Here is a 20,995-nt window from a genome sequence, read left to right on the forward strand (position 1 = left end):
AATTTTGCTGAAGATTTTGTCAATTTTAAGTCAATCCCAGTTTCTTATACAGTCGGCGATAAGCTAAACAAATCTTTAATAAAGCTGGGACATTTAAAGACATAGCAAGTACATCTGATGTGACCTTCGTTAGATTAGGGCTGATTCTATGGAAACGCCCCAAGTTAGGATGGAAAGAGCGCAATTTATCATGAATTTCCTCAACGGCCGCACGGGTTCTGGTTTCAGATTGTCCTGGTTCATGGTACACGTGAAGAGATCCGACATAAATATGGCGAAATCCAGCGTCTAAAGCCCGTAGACAATAATCTGCATCATTATACTGTGTAGGAAATTCTATAGCATTAAGTCCACCCAGTTCACACCAAATTTCTCGGGAAATGGCAGCACAAGCAAAACCGTTACCAGCTGCATAATGAATTGTTTGAGACAGAGGATTAACTGTGGATTCTTGGATGCGTACTGGACGAGTGCCTATAGGCAAACAAGTTTGTACTCCTGAAGACACTAGTCGTCCTTTTTTCCCTATGGTACGAAGACCAACGCTAGCAACTCCTGGTGTCATGGCCCAATCGGCAAGGGTTTGTAAAGCATTTTTATCTATAAAGCGGGCATCATTATTGAGCATGAAGAGAACTTCACCAACTGATGCTTCTGCGGCCATGTTAGTTTGAGCGCTATGGTTAAAAGGAGCGTCATAATTCAAGTGGCAGACTAGAATTTCTTGAGGTAGAAAACGCTTGACTTGTTCCTCCACAGCTTGTCTATTAGCAGGCTGGGACTGATTATCGACAAGTACAATTTCTATATTGGCAGTCACCGCTTGCCCAGCAATGGATTTCAGACATACTTCCATTAGCTCTGGGCGATCGCGATAGTTAATAATAATAGTGATGCTCTGAGCTTTTTTGCTCGGCGTGGGGTAGCTTAAAGGCTTGTAGATAGAAGTGCTTTGTAAGCCTACGAAGCGCAGAACCTGATCGAGTTGGATTATTTTGGCTGTGGGACTTTTGCTGAGAACAGCCAAAGCACCTGAAGTATCATCTCTTTTGGATAAGTATCCTTCTTCTAGAAACTTGTGTAAAATATCGCCACGAATTGCACAGCGACCTGCATGATTGACATGCGGGTATAAAAGAGAATCTTTCTCTGGCCACTCCACACGAAAAGGGATTAATCTTCCTCTACTAGCCGTGCAAAATAGCAAATCATCCCAGACTAGCGCTTCTGGTAACATCTTATTTTCTATATCTAGAGAAAATTTTTTGACAGTAGAGTAGAGACTTTTAGTAGATAATTGACCAGGAATTTTCTCAATTACATAAGTTGTCCCAGATGTAGGGGTAGGGATAGAGCTTGTGCTGTCGGCAAAACAGAAATTTATAGACATTTCTTAGGGATTGGATTTGATATGTTTTTTTTTTGAATATCATTTGCAATTAAATCTAAAATGCGAGTGACTGCATTGCCAGCTATGAGATTACGCTTAATATAGACATCTGCTTTTTGCTGTATTGCTAAACGTCCTTCTGTAGTTTGCAATGTTTCTACAAAATTAATCCAGTCTGCTAATTCGTTAATTAGTGGCAATGGTTCATATTTTTCTAAATTTAGACCATAGCTGATTACACTCACAGGACACTTGTATTTTGCTGCATCTAATGCCACAGTTGATGGTGTAGTAATTGCACCATCTGCAATTGCAATCAATGCTGGTGCAGTAAAAACTTCCCATTGAGGATTCCGTGGGTTGGCAATTATAATATTATTTCCCTGAGGTAACTGTCCCTGATATTTATCTGTTAGCCATACACCAGCATGGTGTGGTTTCACTAAAAAAGTGGTGTCTGGAAAATGCCGCGCTGTCTTCTCTAGGTCTTGGAGAAAAAGTATTCTGTATTCTTCGCTATAACGTTCCCAATGTAAATTTTCAAATATAACTATTAAATAATTACCAGGATTCGAAAATTCTACTTTTGGTGTCGTGGTTGAGTTAACATATTTGGGACACCCAACAGCAATACATTTGCTCTGGGTTTCATGAGCTAGTTCTTCTGGTAGTAATGCGGTATCACCCCAAGTTAAAACTTTTTGCGAAGCAAATCTGGTGTTTTTTGCCGTATAAAGATCATCAAAATAATTTAAGCCAACATTCTCAAAACCATGCTGCAAAGTGTATGTTAATATTCCTGATTTATTTGCTCTTTTAGTCAAAGCATAAGCCGCTTTATGAGGTCCAGCTGTACTTTCTGAGGCAGTTATCAACCCTTGGATATTTAATAGATTTGGTTCTACTCCCGTTAAAACTCCCAAGCGCGAAACTTTTGAATATTTAATTCCTAATTTTTGTAAGGCGCTTTTAATTCGTGGTGATTTATTTAATATCTGATCGAGGACGCAGACTTGAGGTACAAGATCATTCCTATATTGTAAACCTACCAACAAAGGTAAAACTAAATCCAAATCTTGGATTAAGTGTATAAATACTAGCACTGTTGGCTTATGGTTCCAAAAACGTATAAAATTAATCACACCACTTTCCTGTTGACTTGATTCAGCGCATTTACCCACTGAGTGGCGATCGCCTCACCACTGTAATTCTGCTTAATAATTGATTGCGCTATTTCTATGTGCTTATTGACAAGATGGCGATCGTTCAGGTATGACCTTAGCCCATATTCCCATTCATCACACATTATACAATTTTGAAAATTTTTGAGTGCTGGTGTCTTTGTAGCTACAACAGGTACTCCCAAAGATAAAGAAAGAACTGTACGGTTGGCAGATTTGCTAATACTAAATGGGGTTTTAGAGTTGGGAACTATTGTCACATCACTTTGAGATATATGTTGATAAATATTTACGGGATCCCAGTCTATATACTCTGTGGAAAATGGTAATGGCAGTATATGTTTGGAATATTTTTCATAATTATTACTAACAACCAACAATGTAAAATTTATTTCATTACTTATTTTGATTAGATGCTCAACTATATCCAAAATATTTAGCATACCAAAGTTGCCATACCTCGCTCCATGATGACCAAACCAAATTATTCTTTTTACATTATCCTTTACTGACAAACTTTTACTTGATTTATCATGCTTTGACACCTGATTGAATTTTTCAATATATTGTTGTTTGATGTCTTTATTTTTAACAATCAATGTCACTGGCAACACAGCCGTTACTGTGTGTGTTTCTTGAGTTAAATTATTGTTTGCTTCAGTAATTTTTGTTTCACTTGCCTTCACTTGCCCTAAATTAACTAGTCTGTTTAAGCTAACTCTGCTTTTAGATATATTTTCGTTATATAAGAAAACTATTGATGCGTATCTTTTTTTAATTAAGCTAAGAATTTTGACTTCAAAAACAATTTTCAGAGAGAGCCAAAATGAACTTGGTCTATAAATAACTATTTTCAACCAACGTCTCCATTTAATAAAAGTCATAGCTTGCTTAACATCTTTCAATGTTTCATTCGCATCGGGAATTATGAAAATGGGGATAGATTCTCCTACTTCTTTTCTGATGACATTTTTTAATACTATCCCCGTTGTTACTATTGCTGAAGAAACTTTGGCCATTTCCTTAAATATTTCTGCTGGAATATTATCTCTCCGATTAGTATATTCTTCGATAAATATGTTGTCACAAATATCTAGTATTACTGGTATACCCAATCTATGCGCTTTTTTTGCAAGCTCTAAATCTTCCCGCGCAAAACTTTTAACAAATATGATAACATCCGATTTATTATCATCGAATCTTATTGCATTACAGTTAGAGTAAATACAAGACTGATAACCATACAATTCAAGATAATGTAATGGTATCAAGCATCGATAGCGCAGACTAGCTAAGTTTATATTTAGAGAACTGGCTTTCCAAATTAACATGTTTCTTTGGCTGGATAACACACTCAATTTATATTAAAAATACAACTTTGTTACAAACTAAAATTAGCAAAATACAGGTGAGTTTCTCTTGTTTACGTAAAAATTTTCCATACGCTGCAATATTTTTTACAATTAACTACTTAGGTACTTAATTACTCTCCATAAAACTTCATAGGTATGAATTACGATTGTTTGTGTTATTTGGAGAATATATCATGACTAAAAAATAATACCTAAATTATCTTGGTAATTATACAATAAATTGGGTATTGCCTAGTGTATTTGTACTACAAAAATAGTTTCTGTTGGCAATGCTGTTTTCTTTGTAAAGAGGGCGATTTCTTGCTTAACTCAAGCTATCTGGATTAACTTCCAGCGATCGCAAATGTTCCGCCAACCATTGCGCTTCCAATGCCTGTTGCACTGTGACAAACATGGGTATCGACCTGCTTGGTTGTTGATTTAATTTTAAGCTGTTAGGTCAGGAGTTAGAAGTCAAGAATTGGGAATTTTCTTCTTCATCTCCCTTATCTCCACTGAATTTATGAAAGCAGAGTCACGGTTTCCGCTACACTGAGACTTGGTTTATTGCATTGTAATCAGGCATGGAAATCGGACAAAAGGTTAAAGTCTATCGTTTGCGCGATCGCGTTTCTCCCCCAATTGTAAAAAAACTCGGACAAGTGGGTATTATCCAAGGCTACAAAGTCACCGATGGTGGTGGGATCGGTGTAGTGGTGCTGTTTGACGACAATTATTCCACTTGGTTTTTTGAAGATGAAATTAAACCTGTGTAGTTTTGAAAAACTTAGATCCAGGTTTTTCTTGGCATCTGAAATCTCAAGCACAGGCTGAGAGTCTTTGTTGAGTGCTAAGTTGGAGTTGAAAAGCTCGGCGGTGAAAATAGGAATCAAGTAATGGCTCTAATATTGACATTTTTGGGCAAAGGCGGCACCGCTCGTACCAAAATTGCGATCGCCGCCGCCAAATTATTGGCAAGTCAAGGCAAGCGCGTACTCCTAGCAGGACAAGCAGAACCAACATTATCAATCCTTTTGGGTACTCCCATTGCTGCCGATCCTCAAGAGATCGCTCCCAAGTTACAGGCGGTACAGTTTCAAGCATCTGTACTGCTTGAGCGTAACTGGGATGAAGTGAAAAAACTGGAGGCACAATATCTCCGCACGCCCATCTTCAAAGAGGTTTTTGGTCAAGAACTGGTAGTATTACCAGGGATGGACAATGCTCTAGCCCTGAATGCTATCCGCGAATATGATGCCAGTGGCAAATATGATGCGATCGTCTACGATGGCACGGGTGACTCTTTAACGTTGCGAATGTTGGGCTTGCCAGAATCTCTCAGTTGGTATGTCCGGCGATTTCGGCAATTGTTTGTCAACTCCGATTTGGGGAAGACGATTACTGAATCACCCTTGATTCAACCGCTGATTAGCAGTTTTTTCAATATCAACTGGACAGCAGATAACTTTGCAGGGCCCACTAACCAAGTCAATAATTTCTTAGAAAAGGGGAGAGCCGCTCTTGCCGATCCTAAGCGTCTCGCTGCTTTCTTAGTGACTACAGGAGATCCCCTTGAGGTAGCAAATGCTCGTTATTTGTGGGGTAGCGCTCAACAAATCGGTTTAACTGTCGGTGGTGTTCTGCTTGTGTCTACTGAAACGAATGTCAACCTGTCAGAGGAATTTATACCTCTACCTGTGAGCGTCGTTCCCGACTCGCCAACAGGTGACTGGCAACCATTGATAGACGCCCTACCCAACTTTGAAGCACAAGCGCTACAGGCTCCTAAACCAATTGAAATAGACATCCACAATCGTCAGGTACGCTTATTCTTGCCAGGATTTGACAAAAAGCAGGTCAAGCTTACTCAATATGGGCCAGAAGTCACTGTGGAAGCAGGAGATCAGCGGCGCAATATCCCCTTGCCCCCGGCTCTGAGTGGCAGACCCGTTGCTGGAGCCAAGTTTCAGAATAATTATTTGATAATTTCGTTTTAAGTTATGGGAATGGGGGCTGGAGACTGGGGACTGGGAACTGGGGAATAGGGACTGGGGAATAGGGAAGAAACTTAATCACCAATGCCCAATTCCCAATGCCCAATTCCCAATGCCCAAAATGCCCAATTCCCAATGCCCAATTAATTAGTAAAAATTATGTCAGAATCAACTCCCATTACCCCAGACCCCAACCCATCTGAGGCATTAGCAAATAATCCCAGTGAGCAAGCAATAGCAACGAGCGATCGCAGTGCGAAAACTAGACAGCTGCTAGGGATGAAAGGTGCAGCGCCAGGGGAAACCTCAATTTGGAAAATCCGTTTGCAGCTCATGAAGCCGATTACCTGGATTCCCCTAATTTGGGGCGTAGTCTGTGGTGCGGCTTCTTCTGGTAACTATACTTGGACACTGGAAAATGTGTTGAAGGTAGCAACCTGTATGTTACTGGCTGGGCCATTGATGACAGGTTACACCCAAATCCTCAATGACTACTACGATCGCGAAATCGATGCCATAAATGAACCCTATCGCCCGATTCCCTCTGGAGCAATTCCTCTACCCCAGGTAATTATTCAGATTTGGGTATTACTGATTGCTGGTATTGGTTTGGCATTTGTGCTAGATGTGTGGTCTGGTCATGAATTCCCGACAATTACAGCGATCGCAATCATCGGTTCTTTCATTGCCTACATTTATTCTGCACCTCCCTTGAAACTCAAACAAAACGGCTGGCTAGGTAGCTACGCCTTGGGTGCAAGCTATATCACCCTACCTTGGTCTACAGGACACGCTTTGTTTGGTGATCTAAATTCCACAATTGTGATTTTGACAATGTTCTACAGCTTGGCTGGATTGGGCATTGCTATTGTGAATGATTTTAAGAGTGTAGAAGGCGATCGCCAGCTAGGATTAAATTCACTACCCGTAATGTTTGGCATCACCGCCGCATCTTGGATTTGTGTAGTGACAATTGATGTCTTTCAAGGATTGATTGCAGCTTATCTCGTCAGCATCCATGAGAATTTGTATGCAGCGATACTAGTACTGCTAATCATCCCGCAAATCACCTTGCAAGATATGTATTTCTTGCGCGACCCCGTTAAGAATGATGTTAAGTACCAAGCCAGCGCCCAACCTTTCCTTGTTCTAGGAATGCTCGTCACTGGTTTAGCGCTGGGTCATGCTGGCGTTTAAATTATACTTCTATAGTCAGAAGTTAGGAATTAGGAGTTAGGAGGTAATATACTTCTAACTCCTAATTTGTATCAGGACATATCGTGTTTAAACTGATATCTTTCCTCATTTATGGGATTCAACCTTTGTTAGTCCCGATTTGCTTTGTTGTAGCTTGGACTGTAATTATTCTCGTTGTTTGGAGTCTTTGTGCAGCAGCACGAGATGGTTTGACTACAGCCAAGCAAATGCATCAAATCCCTTGTACTGGTTGCCAATTTTTTACCGACAATTACCGTCTTAAATGTACTGTACGCCCATCTATTGCCAATACAGAAGAAGCGATCGATTGTTCTGACTATCAACCGAAGACTAATCCTTATCTCTATTAGGGAGCAGAGGGAGCATGGGGAGAAGAATTAATAACCAATGCCCAATGCCCAATGCCCAATGCCCAATGACTAATGACTAATATCTAACAATATTTTCAAAACACCCCGACTCTGAGCGTGTTCAAAAGCCGCAAGCCCTTCAATGAGGGGGTAGGTGGCATGAATTAGAGGTTGCACATTAACTTGTCCTGTAGCTAGTAGCTGAAGGGCTGGGGCAAAGGGACCACAACGAGAACCGATGAGGGTGATTTCATCTACTACTAAAGAAGAAGCATCTAGACTGAGTTTGCCAGAATAAGTACTTTTCAGTACAAGCGTACCACGGGGACGTAGGGCGCGGCGGGCGATCGCAAATCCTTCTGGATTACCAGTACATTCTACTGAGATATCGAAATATCCATCTTTCACAGCATTAGCTAAACCAGTTTTAATCCCCCGTGCCTCTAAGTTAGCCAGTTTGTCTTGATGACGCCCCACAGCTAAGAGTTCACAGCCGGTTAAAGCTAATGTCTGGGCTACCAACTGCCCTAGTTTGCCATCTCCAACCACTAGCACCCGATTATTTGGATGTAATGGCACTTGCTGCTGAATTTCCAAAGCTGCTGCTATGGGTTCTGTAAATGTTGCTACTTCTGTTGGCACATTATCAGGTACAGGATGCAGATTCTCTATTGGCAAACAGAGATATTCACCAAAGGCTCCATTCCGGTTGACAATACCCAAAACTGTACGATTTTCGCAGTGAGTTGATTGTCCGCTGCAACAAAAGCGACAATGCCCACACACAGCGTTGATTTCTCCAACTACGCGTTTGTTAACTAAGTGTTCTGGCCCTTGTTCAACGACGCCAACAAATTCATGACCTAAAATACCAGTGTAGGGATAGTAGCCTCTGAGTAGTTCCAGGTCAGTGTTACAGATACCCGCACGCAAGACGCGTACTAAAGCTTCTCCTGGTGGTGGTTCAGGAATGGCAATGTCTGTGCGTAATTGTAACTGGTTGTTTTCGAGCCAGAGTCCTTTCATTCTTTTTCACGTCCTTTACCTAAATATGTTGTAATACCGGTTTCAAAAATCTTTGCAACATAATGAAGGGGCGTATATAGCGGTTCTCGACAACCGTGAGGTACAATTTTGCCCTCTCTCCTAAAAGGCTACGGTGTACACACAAGTCTAATTACCCCCCTTAATCCCCCCTTGCAAAGGGGGGAAATAGAAAATCTAGTTCCCTCCCCTTTGCAAGGGGAGGGTTAGGGTGGGGTAAAATCTTGGTTAATCAGCGATTTCAGACTTGTGTGTACACCGTAGCTCCTAAAAGGAGAGAGGCTTTGAATTTTTCCCCCTTCCCGCGACGAGTTAGGGGTTAGGTCTATTTGCATACTTGTACCTCACCGGATTGAAAATGGCTATATCCGTATCCTACCCACGCTTATGTCTCAGTAGAAGGTATTTCTTTAATTTTAGTTACATCAATTTTGCTTAACCAAGTAACCAAGTCTTCTGAGTCAAGTGTGATCTCACTTCCCAAGGTTTTGATATAAAGAAGTCCGTCGCTAATAATTAAATCTCGGATTGGATACCATGAATCTCGTGTTCTAATCAGAAGTTCCAACGGAATCCCTAGTCTTGAAGTATACTTGCGATATTTCCACCAAGCTCGCCATAGAAGGACACATTTAGTACAGTGCATCTCATAGCCTTTGGGAACTTCGCAGTATTGATACTGATAAAAACCCCGACTATCGACTTCTCCTTTGAGAAGATAACTATATTCTGCTAATGCCTGATTTATCAATTCCCACTGGGTTGATTTTGGAGAAATCGAGAATTCAGATAGGGAGTTAGATAGCTGGACGGTGGCAATCACGCCCTCAGATTTCGCTGTAAGCTGGTTGGTTTTATAAACTGTTTGCGCTGTCAAAGCAGGATTTGACAACAAAACTTCTTTTTTCTGGATAGAGTTTTGCACAAACTCCCGAATTAAATCTAGATTAGACAACATAAAATTTTTATACTAAATTAACCAGTGTGATAAAAGCCACAACACTACTTAAATTAGTAACTACACTGGTTTTGCACTTAAATCAGGATTATTACCAGCTTTATTTATACTCAATTCTTTGTTTGACTAGGGTTTTATTAAGTTTTATATTGATATATTGATATGCCGCCATCCACTATGCTGGTTGACAAAATCACTGTTTCCAGGTGTGTAAGCGGCAAATTAAATTTTTACGCCTTTGAGAAAAGGTTGGAATACCGGAACTAATTCGGGACGACTAACCACAAGGGTAGGAAAAGAGCGATCGCTATAATCTTCTCCTGCTGACAATGGAAATGGCTCTGAATTCAGCGATGACCACACACCACCAGCAGCCTGAACAATTACCCAAGCCCCCGCTATATCCCAAACTTTTGGTGTCGCCTCAATCCCACCCAGAGTAGCCCCAGTAGCAACTGTCAAAAAGTTATAGCTAGCTACACCCAACATCCGAATTTTACAGGGAAAGCCGTTTTTGATAACTGCGGTGCTGCGAGAACAGAGGTTAAAAAAGTGATTATTGCTGGGACTATCAACACTTGTGTGGATGGGGTGGTGGTTGAGAAATGCTCCTGTTGGTGTTGCCAAACCAGATGAACCTGCCCAGAAACCATGAAAAGCTTGATTCAAGGTTGGTGCGTAAACATACCCAAAAATGGGTGTGCCTCGATACAGTAAACCCAGAGATATTGTCCAGAGAGGAATGCCGCGTGTGAAGTTGGTTGTACCGTCGAGAGGATCAATTACCCAGCACCACTCAGTACCGGGAAACGACTGATCACTCTCTTCGCTCAAAATGCCGTAACCAGAAAAATTAGAAGCGATCGCATCTCGAATTTCCTGATCTGCCCATTTATCTGCTTGCGTCACCAAACTACCATCAGCTTTTTGGTCAGCCTGTACTTTCCCAAAATCTTGCATTAGCTGCTTGCCCACCCTAGTAGTGGTAGTTTGGGCAAAATCCAGAATTGTTGTCCAAAAATCATTCATTGGTTATTTGTCATTTGTCATTTGTCATTTGTCCCATGCCCAATGCCCAATGCCCAATGCCCCATGCCCCATGCCCTATACAGTTTAGTCTAAATCGCTTTCTAAAACAGATGCGATCGCTTGCTTGGCACTTGTTTGAAATTCTGTGACGTTCACCCGATTCAGAAACCAAATCGATACCACCATTCCCACGGCTTCTAAAGCAAATACCAGTCCATAAGCTAACTCTAGGCTTGGTAACAGCCGGCGTCCAATATCCAAAACTGTACCTCCGATTACTACCGCCACACCTCTAGAAAGAGACTGCGCTAATCCCCATGCCCCAATAAATGTACCTGCGGCTTCCGCTGCGGTAAGATCCAACATCAAGCTAATTGCAGCCGTTGTTAAGAAACCTGTGGCTAAACCGAATAAGACCAAACCTAGTTTGAGAACTGCTGCATTAGCTGTGAATCCTGATATACCGAGCAAAATTGCACAGAATGCTACCAACATACAGCCTAGACGGGCAGTTCTGCGCTTACCCAAACGCGGAACAATGTAAAAGCCCGTAACGCCGTAGGCAATCAGTAGACCTGTTCCATAAAAAATGTTTAATTTGGTGCTTTCCGCCAGAGGCATTTTAAACACTTGACCCGCATAGGGTTCCAAAATCGGGTCTTGCATAAACAAACTGATAGTCATCACCAATAAAAAGGTAAAAAATATACCTGTTTGTGGGCTAGCTGTCAAGATTTTCCAAGCATTGCCCAGAGTAATGCTATCTTCCCGGTTCACCAGTGTAGAACGGGTTGAGTATTGGGAATACTTTTTTTCTACGCCGAATGTTGCTGCGATCGCTAAACCAAATACAATTGCAGGGACGATAGTAAACAATCTGTTGATTGCTGGCTGCAAGGTTTCTACAGTTGCTTCTGGCGTTAACTGTTTCAGCAAGCTGGCACTAATAATCGCCCCAACAATAATCCCCACCATTAGCATCGACCAAACCACACCGACTACTTTAGAACGGTTATCTTCTTCAGATATATCCACCAACAAAGCAGCAAAGGCAGTACCGCTGGCACAAATTCCTAGACCGTATACAGCGAAAACTAAAGCCAAAAGTGCTGTCCAACCGATTGTTTGGGTTGTCCATACCCAATTACCTGAACTATTTCCAGCCAGATTCATCTGCCACATTACTTGTACAGCTAAAAATGCTGCGATCGCAAATATTGCCGCGCCCACCCAAACATAGGCTGTACGGTGGTATCCCCATAAAGGTTTAGCATCGGAAATCTGGCCAAACCAGATACGTGAAGGAGCAACAAATAAAGGCAGTGCTAAAACTACTGATACCAGCGTCGCCGGAATTGCTATTTCTTGAATCATGACTCTGTTGAGTACCCCCAGAGTCAAGATAGACATCATGCTCAATCCCATCTGAAATAAACCCAGCCGGAACATGGTCAGCAGGTTTACTCTTGGCACAGATAGGGATTTGGTTTTGGTATCAAATACTTCACCGCTTGCCATAGCTACTTTTTCGTATAGTTTATAGGATTTAATCTCTCTCTTTAAATAAAGATAAACCCTACCCGCTCGAAATCAGCGAACGAAAAGTTGAAGTTGCGATGGCGTTGCGCCGCCAGAGGCGATCGATCGCAGTTATTTGGCAAATAATTATACACCTCGATTAGCATAAACTTCAGCCAAGTATTGAGCGGGTAAAATTAGAGTCAACGGACATGCTGCCGAAAAACGAAATACTAGACATCATCACCACAATCGTCGTTTATAAGTTTTCAACCTTAAGTAGAGAGGAAGTTGAAGCTATGCTGGGATTGACTTTGGAACAAACAAGGGTTTATCAGGAAGCCAAAGCCGAAGGTCGAGAAGAGGGTCGAGAAGAAGGTCGAGAAGAACAGAAAGCTGAAATGTTGAAACTTACCGTCCCTCTGTTGCTAAAAACAGGGATGAGTGTGGAGCAGATTGCTCAACACCTCAATGTTGATATAGAAGCTGTCCAGCTTGCCGCACAGCAAAACACATAGAATGGACATTTCATGTCTGTTGTCATATTTTGGCAAAATCAGGAGAGCTTGATTAAAATCCTCAATTTCCTTTTTATCGTATCTGGAGCGATCGCACCAAAATATGACAGATTAAGATATGCCTATTTTAGATTCAGAAGTTGAAGCAGATTTTGAAGCTTAAAATTATTCCAACTCAGAGCTACTGAAGTTTTAATAGTTAAATCTCCTTGTTGAAGGTTAATCATCAAAGCAGAACCATTTTCAAGACTATGAAAAAGGGAATCTAAAAGCTGCAATTGAGTTCGAGGAAGAGTATAGTAAACCTTATTATTTTCAATTCTAACCTCTTTTGGTAAAGCTCCATTGGGAAGTTTACCTCCCAAAAATCTTGTCCAACCTGCAATGAGGTAACGGTAAACTATCGATTCAGTCTCAAACTGAGGGGGTTTCAATAAGCGAAGTTCCCCTTCAACGCAATCTTGATTAAGAGTTATTTTTTCAGGAGTAAAATGTAACTTTACTTGAATGTTATTGTACTCTATTGTCGCAATAAGCCCTTCCTCAGAGTGTGGTTCTAAGCTTTTTAATTGCTCAACTCTAGTTTCTGCTTGTTGACAGAGAAGTAAAACCATTTTTTTTGTCAAAGTCAACTGTTTAGCTTCTGAGCTAAACATTATGTATTCCTCTAGACTTCTTTTTAGAAATTGTCTAGACTCCTGAAACGTTGCTGCAACTTTGTTAAATACACCCATATTTAGTTATTTAGAGAAGATAGAACTATTTATAAGTATTCCCGTAAAACTCGGTTGAATTATCACGATCAGAATAAAAGTCAAAAAGCTTGAACAAATACTTATCACTATATTGAGCAAGAATTAGCTAAAAAATAGCGATCGCACCAAAATATGACAGATTAAAATGCTCATGATTTTATCAGAGGCGATCGCATCTGTGTTCAAGTGGGAACCATAAGAAAATAAGCTAATACCATGCTTTGGTATGAAGCAAAAAAACGTAATACAGAAAAATTGTTATGCTGCGTCACTACTTCAGACTTCTTGCTGGAGGTTATAAAATTTCATCCACCAGAACCGTACCACCCTCACAAAAATCTATACTGAGATGATAATCTTCAAGCAGCGCAGTTCCAATGAGTGGACGACGACCCATTGCTAGGGCTGCAATATTACGCTCCACACCATTCCATACAACTGTTGCCAAATAAACATCGGTTTCCACACTGGAATTGTTAGCGAGGTTTGCGTTGATGTTGATGAGGTAGGGCAAGCCAAGAGCAGCAATCACGGAAGACGGCAAGGTTAAGAACCCTTCAAACCCTGTATCAATAACACATTCGATTTCTACACCTGAACGTTCTGGGGGAAGAATAATCAAACTCATTCTTGCCTGAAGTCCAATTACAGTCCCGTGTATCACTGTGCCGTCCTGAGCAATGTACCACCAACTGCATAAACGGCATCAAAACCAATTCTTTCTCCCCAAAGCGCTGCATCGGTTTGCTTGGATCGTAATCGAAGACTCGTTTCGACTAAATCATCACCGATTTCGTAATCTCCTGTTTCAACATTAATCGAGATAATTTTGCCAATGTTCTCTCGTGTCTCAACTTTGGCACGGATACTTTTTTGATAGAGTTCCTTTCCACGTCGGGCGACTTCTTGGCTACTGAGCGTCGGGTGGAACATAAATAAATCCCCTGTTTAAGCTGCTAGATTCTTCACTTCATTGTAGAGCAGAAGCTACAGAGATTAGAGAGCGATCGCGCCAAAATATGACAGATTAAAATGCTCATGATTTCATCAGAATTGAAACTTGCTAGTAAGTGACCTTAATAACAACTTCAGTTTTGGGAACTCTAATAATAGCCGTTACTGACTACAACATTTGGTACAGATGATATTCGCCCAAATAATTAAGTTTAGTAACGATTTATTAAATTAGAGATTCTATGGAATTCTATCCCGACAATATTTTTGATGCCAATAACAAAGCTGAGAAAGAAGTTTGGCAACAAGTAAAATCTGCCTTCAGGGATGATCCTGGTGAGGCATTTCATGGTTATCAGCTATTTGACAGATATGGAAATCTTGAGCGAGAGATTGATATTCTTATTGTCCATCGTCAGTTAGGACTATGGGTGATTGAATGTAAAGGATGCTACATCAACGATATAGAAGCTATTAAGGGTGCTGAATGGAAAATGAAAAACTGGTATAAAGACTGCATAAAACCAGTTAAGCAAGCACAAGACCAGATGTTTGCGCTTAAAAACCATTTACGTAAAGAGCTAGATTTTTGTGCCTCATTAAACTTAAACTTTAGAGTTGCTATTCCCTTTATTGGCCAAGAACAGTGGCAAAATAAAGGATTTCATAATTTGCCAAATATTCAAGGTGTTGTACTGACTAGAGAAGATTTGAAACCTTATACTTTAAAACATAATTTTACTCAGAGTGTTCAAAGGAGACAAAGAAATTTAACCGATGAACAATGGCGATCGCTAATGTGTGTTTTTGGTGGAACTAATCAGATACTTGTGGACAAAGCATCATTTTCAGTATCCAAACACATCTCTGTAGAAAAAGAAAAAACGTACAAAACAGATGAATCAAAAACCCCTCGTCCTGTCTGTAAAATAATTAAGTTGCCCCGTTATAAGTTTCCTATTAATAGCTTGCCTATTATTGGTAACAACTTACTCGAAAGCATATTTCAGCCTGACCTAGAAATAATAAATCAGCCTGAGATCGAGTTAGAAGAACTCTTAATAGACGATGAAGAGGACTTGCTGATCATCAATGAAGGCGAAGATGAATTTTTAGAAATTCCGTTAGATGAAGAAGACGGTTACTCTGGTAGGAGTACGAACTTCCATCATTGGAAGCAAACTCAGAAAAAGCATTATACCGAAGATTCAATTCGCCTTTACTTGCAAGAAATTGGTAGAATTCGCTTGCTGCGTGCGGATGAAGAGATTGAACTGGCACGGAAAATCGCTGATTTGCTGGAATTAGAGAGAGTGCGGGAAAGGCTCTGTGAACAGTTAGATCGCGATCCTCGTAATAGTGAATGGGCAGAAGCAGTACAACTACCTTTGCCAGCTTTTCGTTATCGCCTCCATGTTGGTCGCAGGGCGAAAGACAAGATGGTGCAATCTAACCTCCGTCTTGTAGTTTCAATTGCCAAGAAATACATGAATCGTGGTTTGTCGTTCCAAGACTTAATTCAGGAAGGCAGTCTCGGTTTGATTCGTGCCGCCGAAAAGTTTGACCACGAAAAAGGTTATAAGTTCTCTAATTATGCTACATGGTGGATTCGTCAGGCAATTACCAGGGGGATCGCCGACCAATCTCGCACTATTCGTCTTCCAGTTCACCTATACGAAACGATTTCTCGGATCAAGAAAACAATTAAGCTGCTTTCTCAAGAAATGGGTCGCAAACCCAGTGAGGAAGAAATAGCTATTCGTATGGAAATGACCATTGAGAAACTGCGGTTTATTGCTAAATCTGCCCAGTTACCTGTTTCTCTAGAAACTCCCATTTATTTAGTTCTAGATAAAGACCCTTGGTTTTATAAGGGAGATATAGAAGAATATTTATGCTTGGCAGATTTTATAGAATCCGATGGTGAAACGCCAGAAGATCAAGTTTCCAAAAATCTTCTGCGCGAAGACCTCGAAAAAGTCCTCGATAGTCTCAGCCCTCGTGAACGCGATGTTCTCAGACTGCGTTACGGCTTGGATGATGGACGCATGAAAACCCTTGAGGAAACTGGTCAGATTCTTAACGCCACCCGCGAACGGATTCGTCAAATTGAAGCGAAAGCACTACGCAAATTACGCCACCCTAACCGTAATAGTATTCTTAAAGAGTATATTCGTGGCTACCAACAACATGACTTGCAACAGAAGAAATATGAGCATCAATTTAAAGGGAATCAGAATTATGCACGAAAGACAAATAATGCTACTAATTACGTTGAAAAAGGGCTGATATGTCATCGAAATCGGGATTTTTTGGGAGCAATTGAGAACTTTACCCAAGCACTGAAGCTTAACCCCAATAATGCCCAGCTACACTACCAAAGAGGGCTAGCCAAGACTGAGGGAGAATTTCAGAAAGGGGCGATTGAAGATTTTACTCAAGCTATTAACGTAAACCCTCAATATATAGATGCTTACTACCAGAGGGGTCATGTTCACTACAGTTTGGGAGATAATCTAAAAGCAATTGAGGATTACAGCGAAATAATATTCCTTAATCCCAATGAAGCCTTAGCTTACTTCTACCGTGGTTTTGTCCGTAGCAATCTGGGAGAGATGCACGAAGCTATTGGTAATTACAGCCAAGCATTGAAAATTAAGCCTGACCTTGCTGAAGCTTATTTTCACCGAGGAGTTGCCTTTTATCGCTTAAAAGACTTACATAGAGCAATTGAAAATTACAATTTCACTTTACGGATCTATCCCGACTTTGCTGAAGCTTACAGTCGGCGGGGGCTTGCACACTATTACCTGGGAAATTACCAAGAAGCGCTTGAAGATTATTCCCAAGCCGTGCAAATTAATTGTGAAGATACTCTAACATACTACTACCGTGGACTTGTGTATGAGAACTTAAGTAACTATATAAAAGCACTTAAGGACTATAACCAAGTTTTAGAAATCAATCCTGCATTTACCGAAGCTTACTATAACCGGGGTAGTGTTCATTACAATCTGGGAAACTATCAACAAGCACTTGAAGATTTAAATCAATTACTGCGTATTAATCCTAACAATTCTCAAGCTTATAACAAACGAAGTAGCATTCGTGCTGCCCTGAAAGATTACCAAGGTGCAATGGAGGACTTAAAAAATGCTTCAGAATTCCACTATGTGTAATAGCAAATCAAAAATAACTTTATCGGACGCAATCAAGCCACATAAAAATATCAATATTAAAATGTGGTTTTAACTACGCTATTGCATTGAATTAGTAAGATAAACTTGCTGTATGTATGTCATCAAACTACCTACCTTCATCTAGTAATCAAAAAGGCATAAGCAATGAGTAAAGAACCAGTCAAAGTAATATTATGGGAAGAAAATCAAAAAGATTTTCTCAAAAAGTTCTATGATCTCCAATTTACTCCCAGAGTAGGAGAGGAAGTTTACCTAAAAAAGGAGAAATGGAAAGTAACTAGAGTTGAGCATGATATCGAAATTAGTGAGATTAATGTCTACATGGAATTAATCAAAAAAGCCAAGCAGGATAAATCATCTAATTCATAAATACAAGTAAATACACTCAACTATAGCAATCCTATTTGATTTGTAAGAATTGCAGATCGCAGATCCCCGACTTCTCGAAGAAGTTGGGGATCTTGTTTATGCACGTTTGATTCAGGTTTTAAATTTTTATGGCGCGATGTCTACGACGGGCTACGCCTACGCACAACAAGAGTTGCGTCCAAGTGGTGACGATCGCGCTGTAACGATACACTATAAAAGTAAAGAAATGTAAATAAATTAAATTTTGCAACCGTGGAAAACATCACATTGGGGCAAAATGGCCCAGTTGTTAACCCCTTGTGCATCGGCACTTGGGCTTGGGGTGATAAACTATTTTGGAATTATGGCGATCGCTACGGCCCAGAACAGTTACAAGAAGCCTTTACCGCAGCCTTAGAAGCTGGTATTACCTTCTTTGATACTGCCGAAGTCTACGGAATGGGACTATCAGAGAAATTTTTAGGACAATTTCTGCAACAGACACAACAACCTGTACAAATTGCCACAAAATTTGGCCCCCTACCGTGGCGATTTACAGGCCAATCCGTCTCTGATGCTTTAACAGCCAGCCTCAAACGCTTGCAATTAGAGCGAATCGCCCTGTATCAAGTGCATTGGCCTTTTGCCTTCTTTTTAAGTCAAGAAACTTTGATGAATGCCCTAGCGGATGAAGTGAAGCGGGGCAGAATTGCCGCAGTCGGTGTGAGTAATTACTCAGCAGAGCAAATGCGAGACGCGCATCAAATATTGGCAGCCCGTGGAGTGCCTTTGGCTGTGAACCAAGTGCGTTATTCTTTACTCAGTCGCCAAGTTGAAAGCCAAGATATTATCACAACTGCGCGTGAGTTGGGTGTGACTATCTTGGCTTATAGTCCTTTAGCACAGGGATTACTCACTGGAAAGTACAGCATTGATAGTACTGAAACCCCTACTGGTGCAAGGAAAATAGACCCGCGATTTAAGAAAGAAGGTCTGCAAAAAATTGCCCCAGTCATATCTTTACTACGCAATTTCGGAGAAAAATACGATCGCACCCCTGCTCAAGTTGCTCTCAACTGGTTAATTGCTCAGGGGAACGTTATTCCCATTGCTGGGGTGAAGACAGCCGAACACGTGCGGCAAAATGCTGGTGCTTTGGGCTGGAAATTGAACGACGATGAAATTGGGGAGTTAGAACAAGTTAGTCGTCCTTGGCTGTAGTATTTTTGATTTGTCTAAAAAACAATACAGTTCAGAATGAGCAACAAAACCCTCATGTAGAGACGCGATTTATCGCGTCTTCAAAGACCAATTACCTACACCAATAACCCTTAACCCAAGCGTATCGGTCTAAAAAAGCTAAAAAGTCAAGAGTATAAAGTCAAAATCTTAACTCCTGACTCTTAACTCTCAACTCTGCCAATTTTTAGATTTGGAATTTTGGATTTTGGATTGAAGAAAAAATCTAAAATCCAAAATTGATTAACTGTTGACTAAGAAGCTGATTCCCTAGCTGTAGGTTAACCTAGCTTTTTACTAGGGGATGCAGAAGATTCACGACCACTTCCACTTGTCCGCAGTTTGGGCTTGGGTGAAGAATGTCTTTCTTCATCTCCATTGCTGCTATCTGATTTCCACGCAGCACGGGGGCGATCGCTGGAAGATTCACGACGCTTACCAAGTCTGGGTTTGGGAGCAGAAGACTCTTCTTGGGGAATTTCCACGTCTGAACTCAACCAAGCAGGACGAGTTTGATCGTAAGCAATTTGCAATGCTGCGGCAGCGATCGCTTGAGCATCGTATTCTTCAATCAGTTCGCTGACAATTGGCAAGAATGAAGCCAAACGCTCACCTGTCAAGGCTTCTCGCACTAGTTCTTGCAATTTCAGAATGTGTTTTGCTTCAATCTGGGCGCGTGTGGGAATTGTCAGCACTTGCCAACTTTGGCGGTTATGACGTTCAAATGTTTGCTGTTTGCGGCGCTCAAATGGTTGTACTAAAGAAATTGCTGTTCCTTCTTTACCAGCACGACCAGTACGACCAATGCGGTGGACGTAGGTTTCTACGCTGTCGGGTAAGTCGTAGTTGATCACATGGGAAAGTTGATCGACATCTAACCCCCGTGCTGCAATGTCAGTTGCTACCACCCAGCGGACTTGACGGTTGCGGAATCTAATTAATAACCGTTCCCGTGCTTGTTGGGACAAGTCACCGTGGTATTCATCGACACTATGACCAGCCCCTTGTAACTGACTGGTGAGTTCTGCGGCTGTGCGTCTGGTGCGGACAAAGATTAAAGCTGTTTCTGGATCTTCCATTTCCAGAATTGGTTGTAAAGCTTTGGCTTTTGTCCAGTGGCGGGGGATCAAATAAGCTACTTGATTAATCTTGTTGGGAGCGGCTTTTGGCTGCTCAACTGTGACAGTTGCAGGCGATCGCAAGAACTTATTCACCAACATCCGAATCGAGGGTGGCATTGTTGCCGAGAATAAAGCTGTTTGGCGATCTACGGGCGCTTGCGAGAGGATTTTGATCACATCGTCGATAAAGCCCATGCTCAACATTTCATCGGCTTCATCCAACACAAACCACTTCACTTGATCGAGCTTTAAACAACCGCGATCGAGCAAATCGATCACCCGTCCTGGAGTACCCACGACCATGTGAACGCCACGTTTGAGTTGTAACATTTGGCGGTCAATTGATTGACCACCGTAGATTGCTAACACCCGCAATCCTTCATTACCGATGAATTGTGCGATCGCATCGTGAACTTGCATCGCTAATTCACGAGTTGGTGTTAAAACTATGGCTTGCACGGCTCTTTGATTAATATCCAGCCGCTCTAAAATTGGCAGTGAAAATGCTGCCGTTTTGCCTGTTCCAGTTTGAGATTGACCTACTACATCACGACCACTCAGCAATTGGGGAATTGCTTGGACTTGAATGTTAGTGGGTTCGGTAAAACCGATTTTTTCTAGTTGTTCGACACGTTCTTGGGAAATGCCTAGTTCTTGGAATGAAAGAGTCATTAATTCTCCTAAATTTTTTGTAAGTATTTTTGGATTAGTCATTTAGTCATTAGTCATTTAGTCATTAGTCATTAGTCATTAGTTATTGGCTAGTTAGTCAGCCAAGGGCGATAGCGGAGCCTCAACTCTTAGAGAGGCTATGTCAACAAGTCCG

At 41.2% G+C, this 20,995-nt stretch carries 20 protein-coding genes and 3 pseudogenes; 11 read left to right on the forward strand and 12 right to left on the reverse strand.

Annotation, left to right across the window (positions count from 1 at the left end; translation table 11 throughout):
* Positions 1-25 precede the first annotated feature (25 nt).
* Genes HUN01_RS24960 through HUN01_RS24970 form a run of 3 tightly spaced genes read right to left on the reverse strand, consistent with a single transcriptional unit; the run spans position 26 to position 3,923 of the window.
* Entirely contained in the window at positions 26-1,390 is a 1,365-nt protein-coding gene (locus HUN01_RS24960; protein WP_181928432.1) for a glycosyltransferase family 2 protein, read from the reverse strand.
* Entirely contained in the window at positions 1,381-2,532 is a 1,152-nt protein-coding gene (locus HUN01_RS24965) for a hypothetical protein (RefSeq protein WP_181928433.1), read from the reverse strand. The genes HUN01_RS24960 and HUN01_RS24965 overlap by 10 nt, the downstream gene beginning before the upstream one ends.
* A complete protein-coding gene (locus HUN01_RS24970; protein WP_181928434.1) occupies positions 2,529-3,923 on the reverse strand; it encodes a glycosyltransferase in 1,395 nt (464 codons plus the stop codon). The genes HUN01_RS24965 and HUN01_RS24970 overlap by 4 nt, the downstream gene beginning before the upstream one ends.
* A gap of 584 nt (positions 3,924-4,507) precedes the next feature.
* Here HUN01_RS24970 and petP point away from each other — a divergent pair.
* The 4 genes from petP (at position 4,508) to HUN01_RS24990 (ending at position 7,485) form a co-directional block, all read left to right on the forward strand.
* Positions 4,508-4,699 carry a cytochrome b6f subunit PetP gene (petP, locus tag HUN01_RS24975; RefSeq protein WP_181928435.1) on the forward strand — a complete coding sequence of 64 codons (192 nt, stop codon included), beginning with the start codon at positions 4,508-4,510 and terminating at the stop codon, positions 4,697-4,699.
* Between the two features lie 120 nt (positions 4,700-4,819).
* Positions 4,820-5,920, forward strand: a complete 1,101-nt coding sequence (locus tag HUN01_RS24980; RefSeq protein WP_181928436.1) for a Get3/ArsA fold putative tail anchor-mediating ATPase NosAFP — start codon at positions 4,820-4,822, stop codon at positions 5,918-5,920.
* A 156-nt stretch (positions 5,921-6,076) separates the two neighbouring features.
* Positions 6,077-7,114, forward strand: coding sequence for a chlorophyll synthase ChlG (gene chlG / locus HUN01_RS24985; protein ID WP_181928437.1), 1,038 nt, complete (start codon positions 6,077-6,079; stop codon positions 7,112-7,114).
* Positions 7,115-7,197: 83 nt separating this feature from the next.
* Positions 7,198-7,485 carry a hypothetical protein gene (locus HUN01_RS24990; protein ID WP_181928438.1) on the forward strand — a complete coding sequence of 96 codons (288 nt, stop codon included), beginning with the start codon at positions 7,198-7,200 and terminating at the stop codon, positions 7,483-7,485.
* Between the two features lie 69 nt (positions 7,486-7,554).
* Here the strand turns inward: HUN01_RS24990 and HUN01_RS24995 are convergent, their stop codons facing one another.
* The 5 genes from HUN01_RS24995 to HUN01_RS36250 all read right to left on the reverse strand — a co-directional run bounded on the left by HUN01_RS24995 (position 7,555) and on the right by HUN01_RS36250 (position 12,201).
* The gene (locus HUN01_RS24995; protein WP_181928439.1) at positions 7,555-8,511 is read right to left on the reverse strand and encodes an MDR/zinc-dependent alcohol dehydrogenase-like family protein; all 957 of its coding nucleotides are present in this window, start codon (positions 8,509-8,511) and stop codon (positions 7,555-7,557) included.
* A 403-nt stretch (positions 8,512-8,914) separates the two neighbouring features.
* Positions 8,915-9,487 carry a hypothetical protein gene (locus tag HUN01_RS25000; protein WP_181928440.1) on the reverse strand — a complete coding sequence of 191 codons (573 nt, stop codon included), beginning with the start codon at positions 9,485-9,487 and terminating at the stop codon, positions 8,915-8,917.
* Between the two features lie 222 nt (positions 9,488-9,709).
* Positions 9,710-10,516, reverse strand: coding sequence for an inositol monophosphatase family protein (locus HUN01_RS25005; protein WP_181928441.1), 807 nt, complete (start codon positions 10,514-10,516; stop codon positions 9,710-9,712).
* A gap of 84 nt (positions 10,517-10,600) precedes the next feature.
* Entirely contained in the window at positions 10,601-12,034 is a 1,434-nt protein-coding gene (locus tag HUN01_RS25010) for a BCD family MFS transporter (protein ID WP_181928442.1), read from the reverse strand.
* A gap of 41 nt (positions 12,035-12,075) precedes the next feature.
* A complete protein-coding gene (locus tag HUN01_RS36250; RefSeq protein WP_257798004.1) occupies positions 12,076-12,201 on the reverse strand; it encodes a hypothetical protein in 126 nt (41 codons plus the stop codon).
* Positions 12,202-12,216: 15 nt separating this feature from the next.
* Between HUN01_RS36250 and HUN01_RS25015 the strand changes: the two are divergent.
* Positions 12,217-12,552, forward strand: a pseudogene (locus HUN01_RS25015) (DUF2887 domain-containing protein); the annotation flags it as partial.
* A 122-nt stretch (positions 12,553-12,674) separates the two neighbouring features.
* Here the strand turns inward: HUN01_RS25015 and HUN01_RS25020 are convergent.
* From HUN01_RS25020 to HUN01_RS25030, 3 genes are all read right to left on the reverse strand, one after another.
* Positions 12,675-13,286 (reverse strand): hypothetical protein, encoded by a 612-nt coding sequence (locus HUN01_RS25020; protein WP_181928444.1) that lies wholly within the window; start codon positions 13,284-13,286, stop codon positions 12,675-12,677.
* 316 nt (positions 13,287-13,602) lie between these two features.
* Positions 13,603-13,971, reverse strand: coding sequence for a clan AA aspartic protease (locus tag HUN01_RS25025; protein ID WP_181928445.1), 369 nt, complete (start codon positions 13,969-13,971; stop codon positions 13,603-13,605).
* Complete coding sequence (locus HUN01_RS25030; protein ID WP_181928446.1) at positions 13,968-14,240, reverse strand: hypothetical protein; 273 nt, start codon at positions 14,238-14,240, stop codon at positions 13,968-13,970. The genes HUN01_RS25025 and HUN01_RS25030 overlap by 4 nt, the downstream gene beginning before the upstream one ends.
* 263 nt (positions 14,241-14,503) lie before the next feature.
* On the opposite strand from HUN01_RS25030, the pseudogene HUN01_RS35620 reads away from it, so the two are divergent.
* The 6 genes and pseudogenes from HUN01_RS35620 to HUN01_RS25050 all read left to right on the forward strand — a co-directional run.
* Positions 14,504-14,776, forward strand: a pseudogene (locus HUN01_RS35620) (nuclease-related domain-containing protein); the annotation flags it as partial.
* Positions 14,777-15,235: 459 nt separating this feature from the next.
* Positions 15,236-16,438 (forward strand): annotated as a pseudogene (gene rpoD / locus HUN01_RS35625) (RNA polymerase sigma factor RpoD); the annotation flags it as partial.
* 135 nt (positions 16,439-16,573) lie between these two features.
* Positions 16,574-17,440 carry a tetratricopeptide repeat protein gene (locus HUN01_RS35630; protein ID WP_238846417.1) on the forward strand — a complete coding sequence of 289 codons (867 nt, stop codon included), beginning with the start codon at positions 16,574-16,576 and terminating at the stop codon, positions 17,438-17,440.
* Between the two features lie 165 nt (positions 17,441-17,605).
* Positions 17,606-17,830 carry a hypothetical protein gene (locus HUN01_RS25040; protein ID WP_109011393.1) on the forward strand — a complete coding sequence of 75 codons (225 nt, stop codon included), beginning with the start codon at positions 17,606-17,608 and terminating at the stop codon, positions 17,828-17,830.
* Positions 17,831-17,879: 49 nt separating this feature from the next.
* Positions 17,880-18,062, forward strand: coding sequence for a hypothetical protein (locus HUN01_RS25045; RefSeq protein WP_181928448.1), 183 nt, complete (start codon positions 17,880-17,882; stop codon positions 18,060-18,062).
* A gap of 20 nt (positions 18,063-18,082) precedes the next feature.
* A complete protein-coding gene (locus HUN01_RS25050; RefSeq protein ID WP_181928449.1) occupies positions 18,083-19,030 on the forward strand; it encodes an aldo/keto reductase in 948 nt (315 codons plus the stop codon).
* A 299-nt stretch (positions 19,031-19,329) separates the two neighbouring features.
* On the opposite strand, the gene HUN01_RS25055 is transcribed toward HUN01_RS25050, so the two are convergent.
* The gene (locus HUN01_RS25055) at positions 19,330-20,841 is read right to left on the reverse strand and encodes a DEAD/DEAH box helicase (protein WP_181928450.1); all 1,512 of its coding nucleotides are present in this window, start codon (positions 20,839-20,841) and stop codon (positions 19,330-19,332) included.
* Positions 20,842-20,995: the final 154 nt, after the last annotated feature.

The organism is Nostoc edaphicum CCNP1411, from assembly GCF_014023275.1.
GTDB lineage: Bacteria > Cyanobacteriota > Cyanobacteriia > Cyanobacteriales > Nostocaceae > Nostoc > Nostoc edaphicum_A.

Excerpts from the sequence above, each read along its gene's own strand:
- HUN01_RS24960 (WP_181928432.1), bottom strand. The coding sequence starts at position 1,390 with ATGTCTATAAATTTCTGTTTTGCCGACAGCACAAGCTCTATCCCTACC.
- petP (WP_181928435.1), top strand. The coding sequence starts at position 4,508 with ATGGAAATCGGACAAAAGGTTAAAGTCTATCGTTTGCGCGATCGCGTT.
- HUN01_RS24980 (WP_181928436.1), top strand. The coding sequence starts at position 4,820 with ATGGCTCTAATATTGACATTTTTGGGCAAAGGCGGCACCGCTCGTACC.
- chlG (WP_181928437.1), top strand. The coding sequence starts at position 6,077 with ATGTCAGAATCAACTCCCATTACCCCAGACCCCAACCCATCTGAGGCA.
- HUN01_RS24995 (WP_181928439.1), bottom strand. The coding sequence starts at position 8,511 with ATGAAAGGACTCTGGCTCGAAAACAACCAGTTACAATTACGCACAGAC.
- HUN01_RS25000 (WP_181928440.1), bottom strand. The coding sequence starts at position 9,487 with ATGTTGTCTAATCTAGATTTAATTCGGGAGTTTGTGCAAAACTCTATC.
- HUN01_RS25005 (WP_181928441.1), bottom strand. The coding sequence starts at position 10,516 with ATGAATGATTTTTGGACAACAATTCTGGATTTTGCCCAAACTACCACT.
- HUN01_RS25010 (WP_181928442.1), bottom strand. The coding sequence starts at position 12,034 with ATGGCAAGCGGTGAAGTATTTGATACCAAAACCAAATCCCTATCTGTG.
- HUN01_RS36250 (WP_257798004.1), bottom strand. The coding sequence starts at position 12,201 with ATGCTAATCGAGGTGTATAATTATTTGCCAAATAACTGCGATCGATCG.
- HUN01_RS25020 (WP_181928444.1), bottom strand. The coding sequence starts at position 13,286 with ATGGGTGTATTTAACAAAGTTGCAGCAACGTTTCAGGAGTCTAGACAA.
- HUN01_RS25030 (WP_181928446.1), bottom strand. The coding sequence starts at position 14,240 with ATGTTCCACCCGACGCTCAGTAGCCAAGAAGTCGCCCGACGTGGAAAG.
- HUN01_RS25040 (WP_109011393.1), top strand. The coding sequence starts at position 17,606 with ATGAGTAAAGAACCAGTCAAAGTAATATTATGGGAAGAAAATCAAAAA.
- HUN01_RS25055 (WP_181928450.1), bottom strand. The coding sequence starts at position 20,841 with ATGACTCTTTCATTCCAAGAACTAGGCATTTCCCAAGAACGTGTCGAA.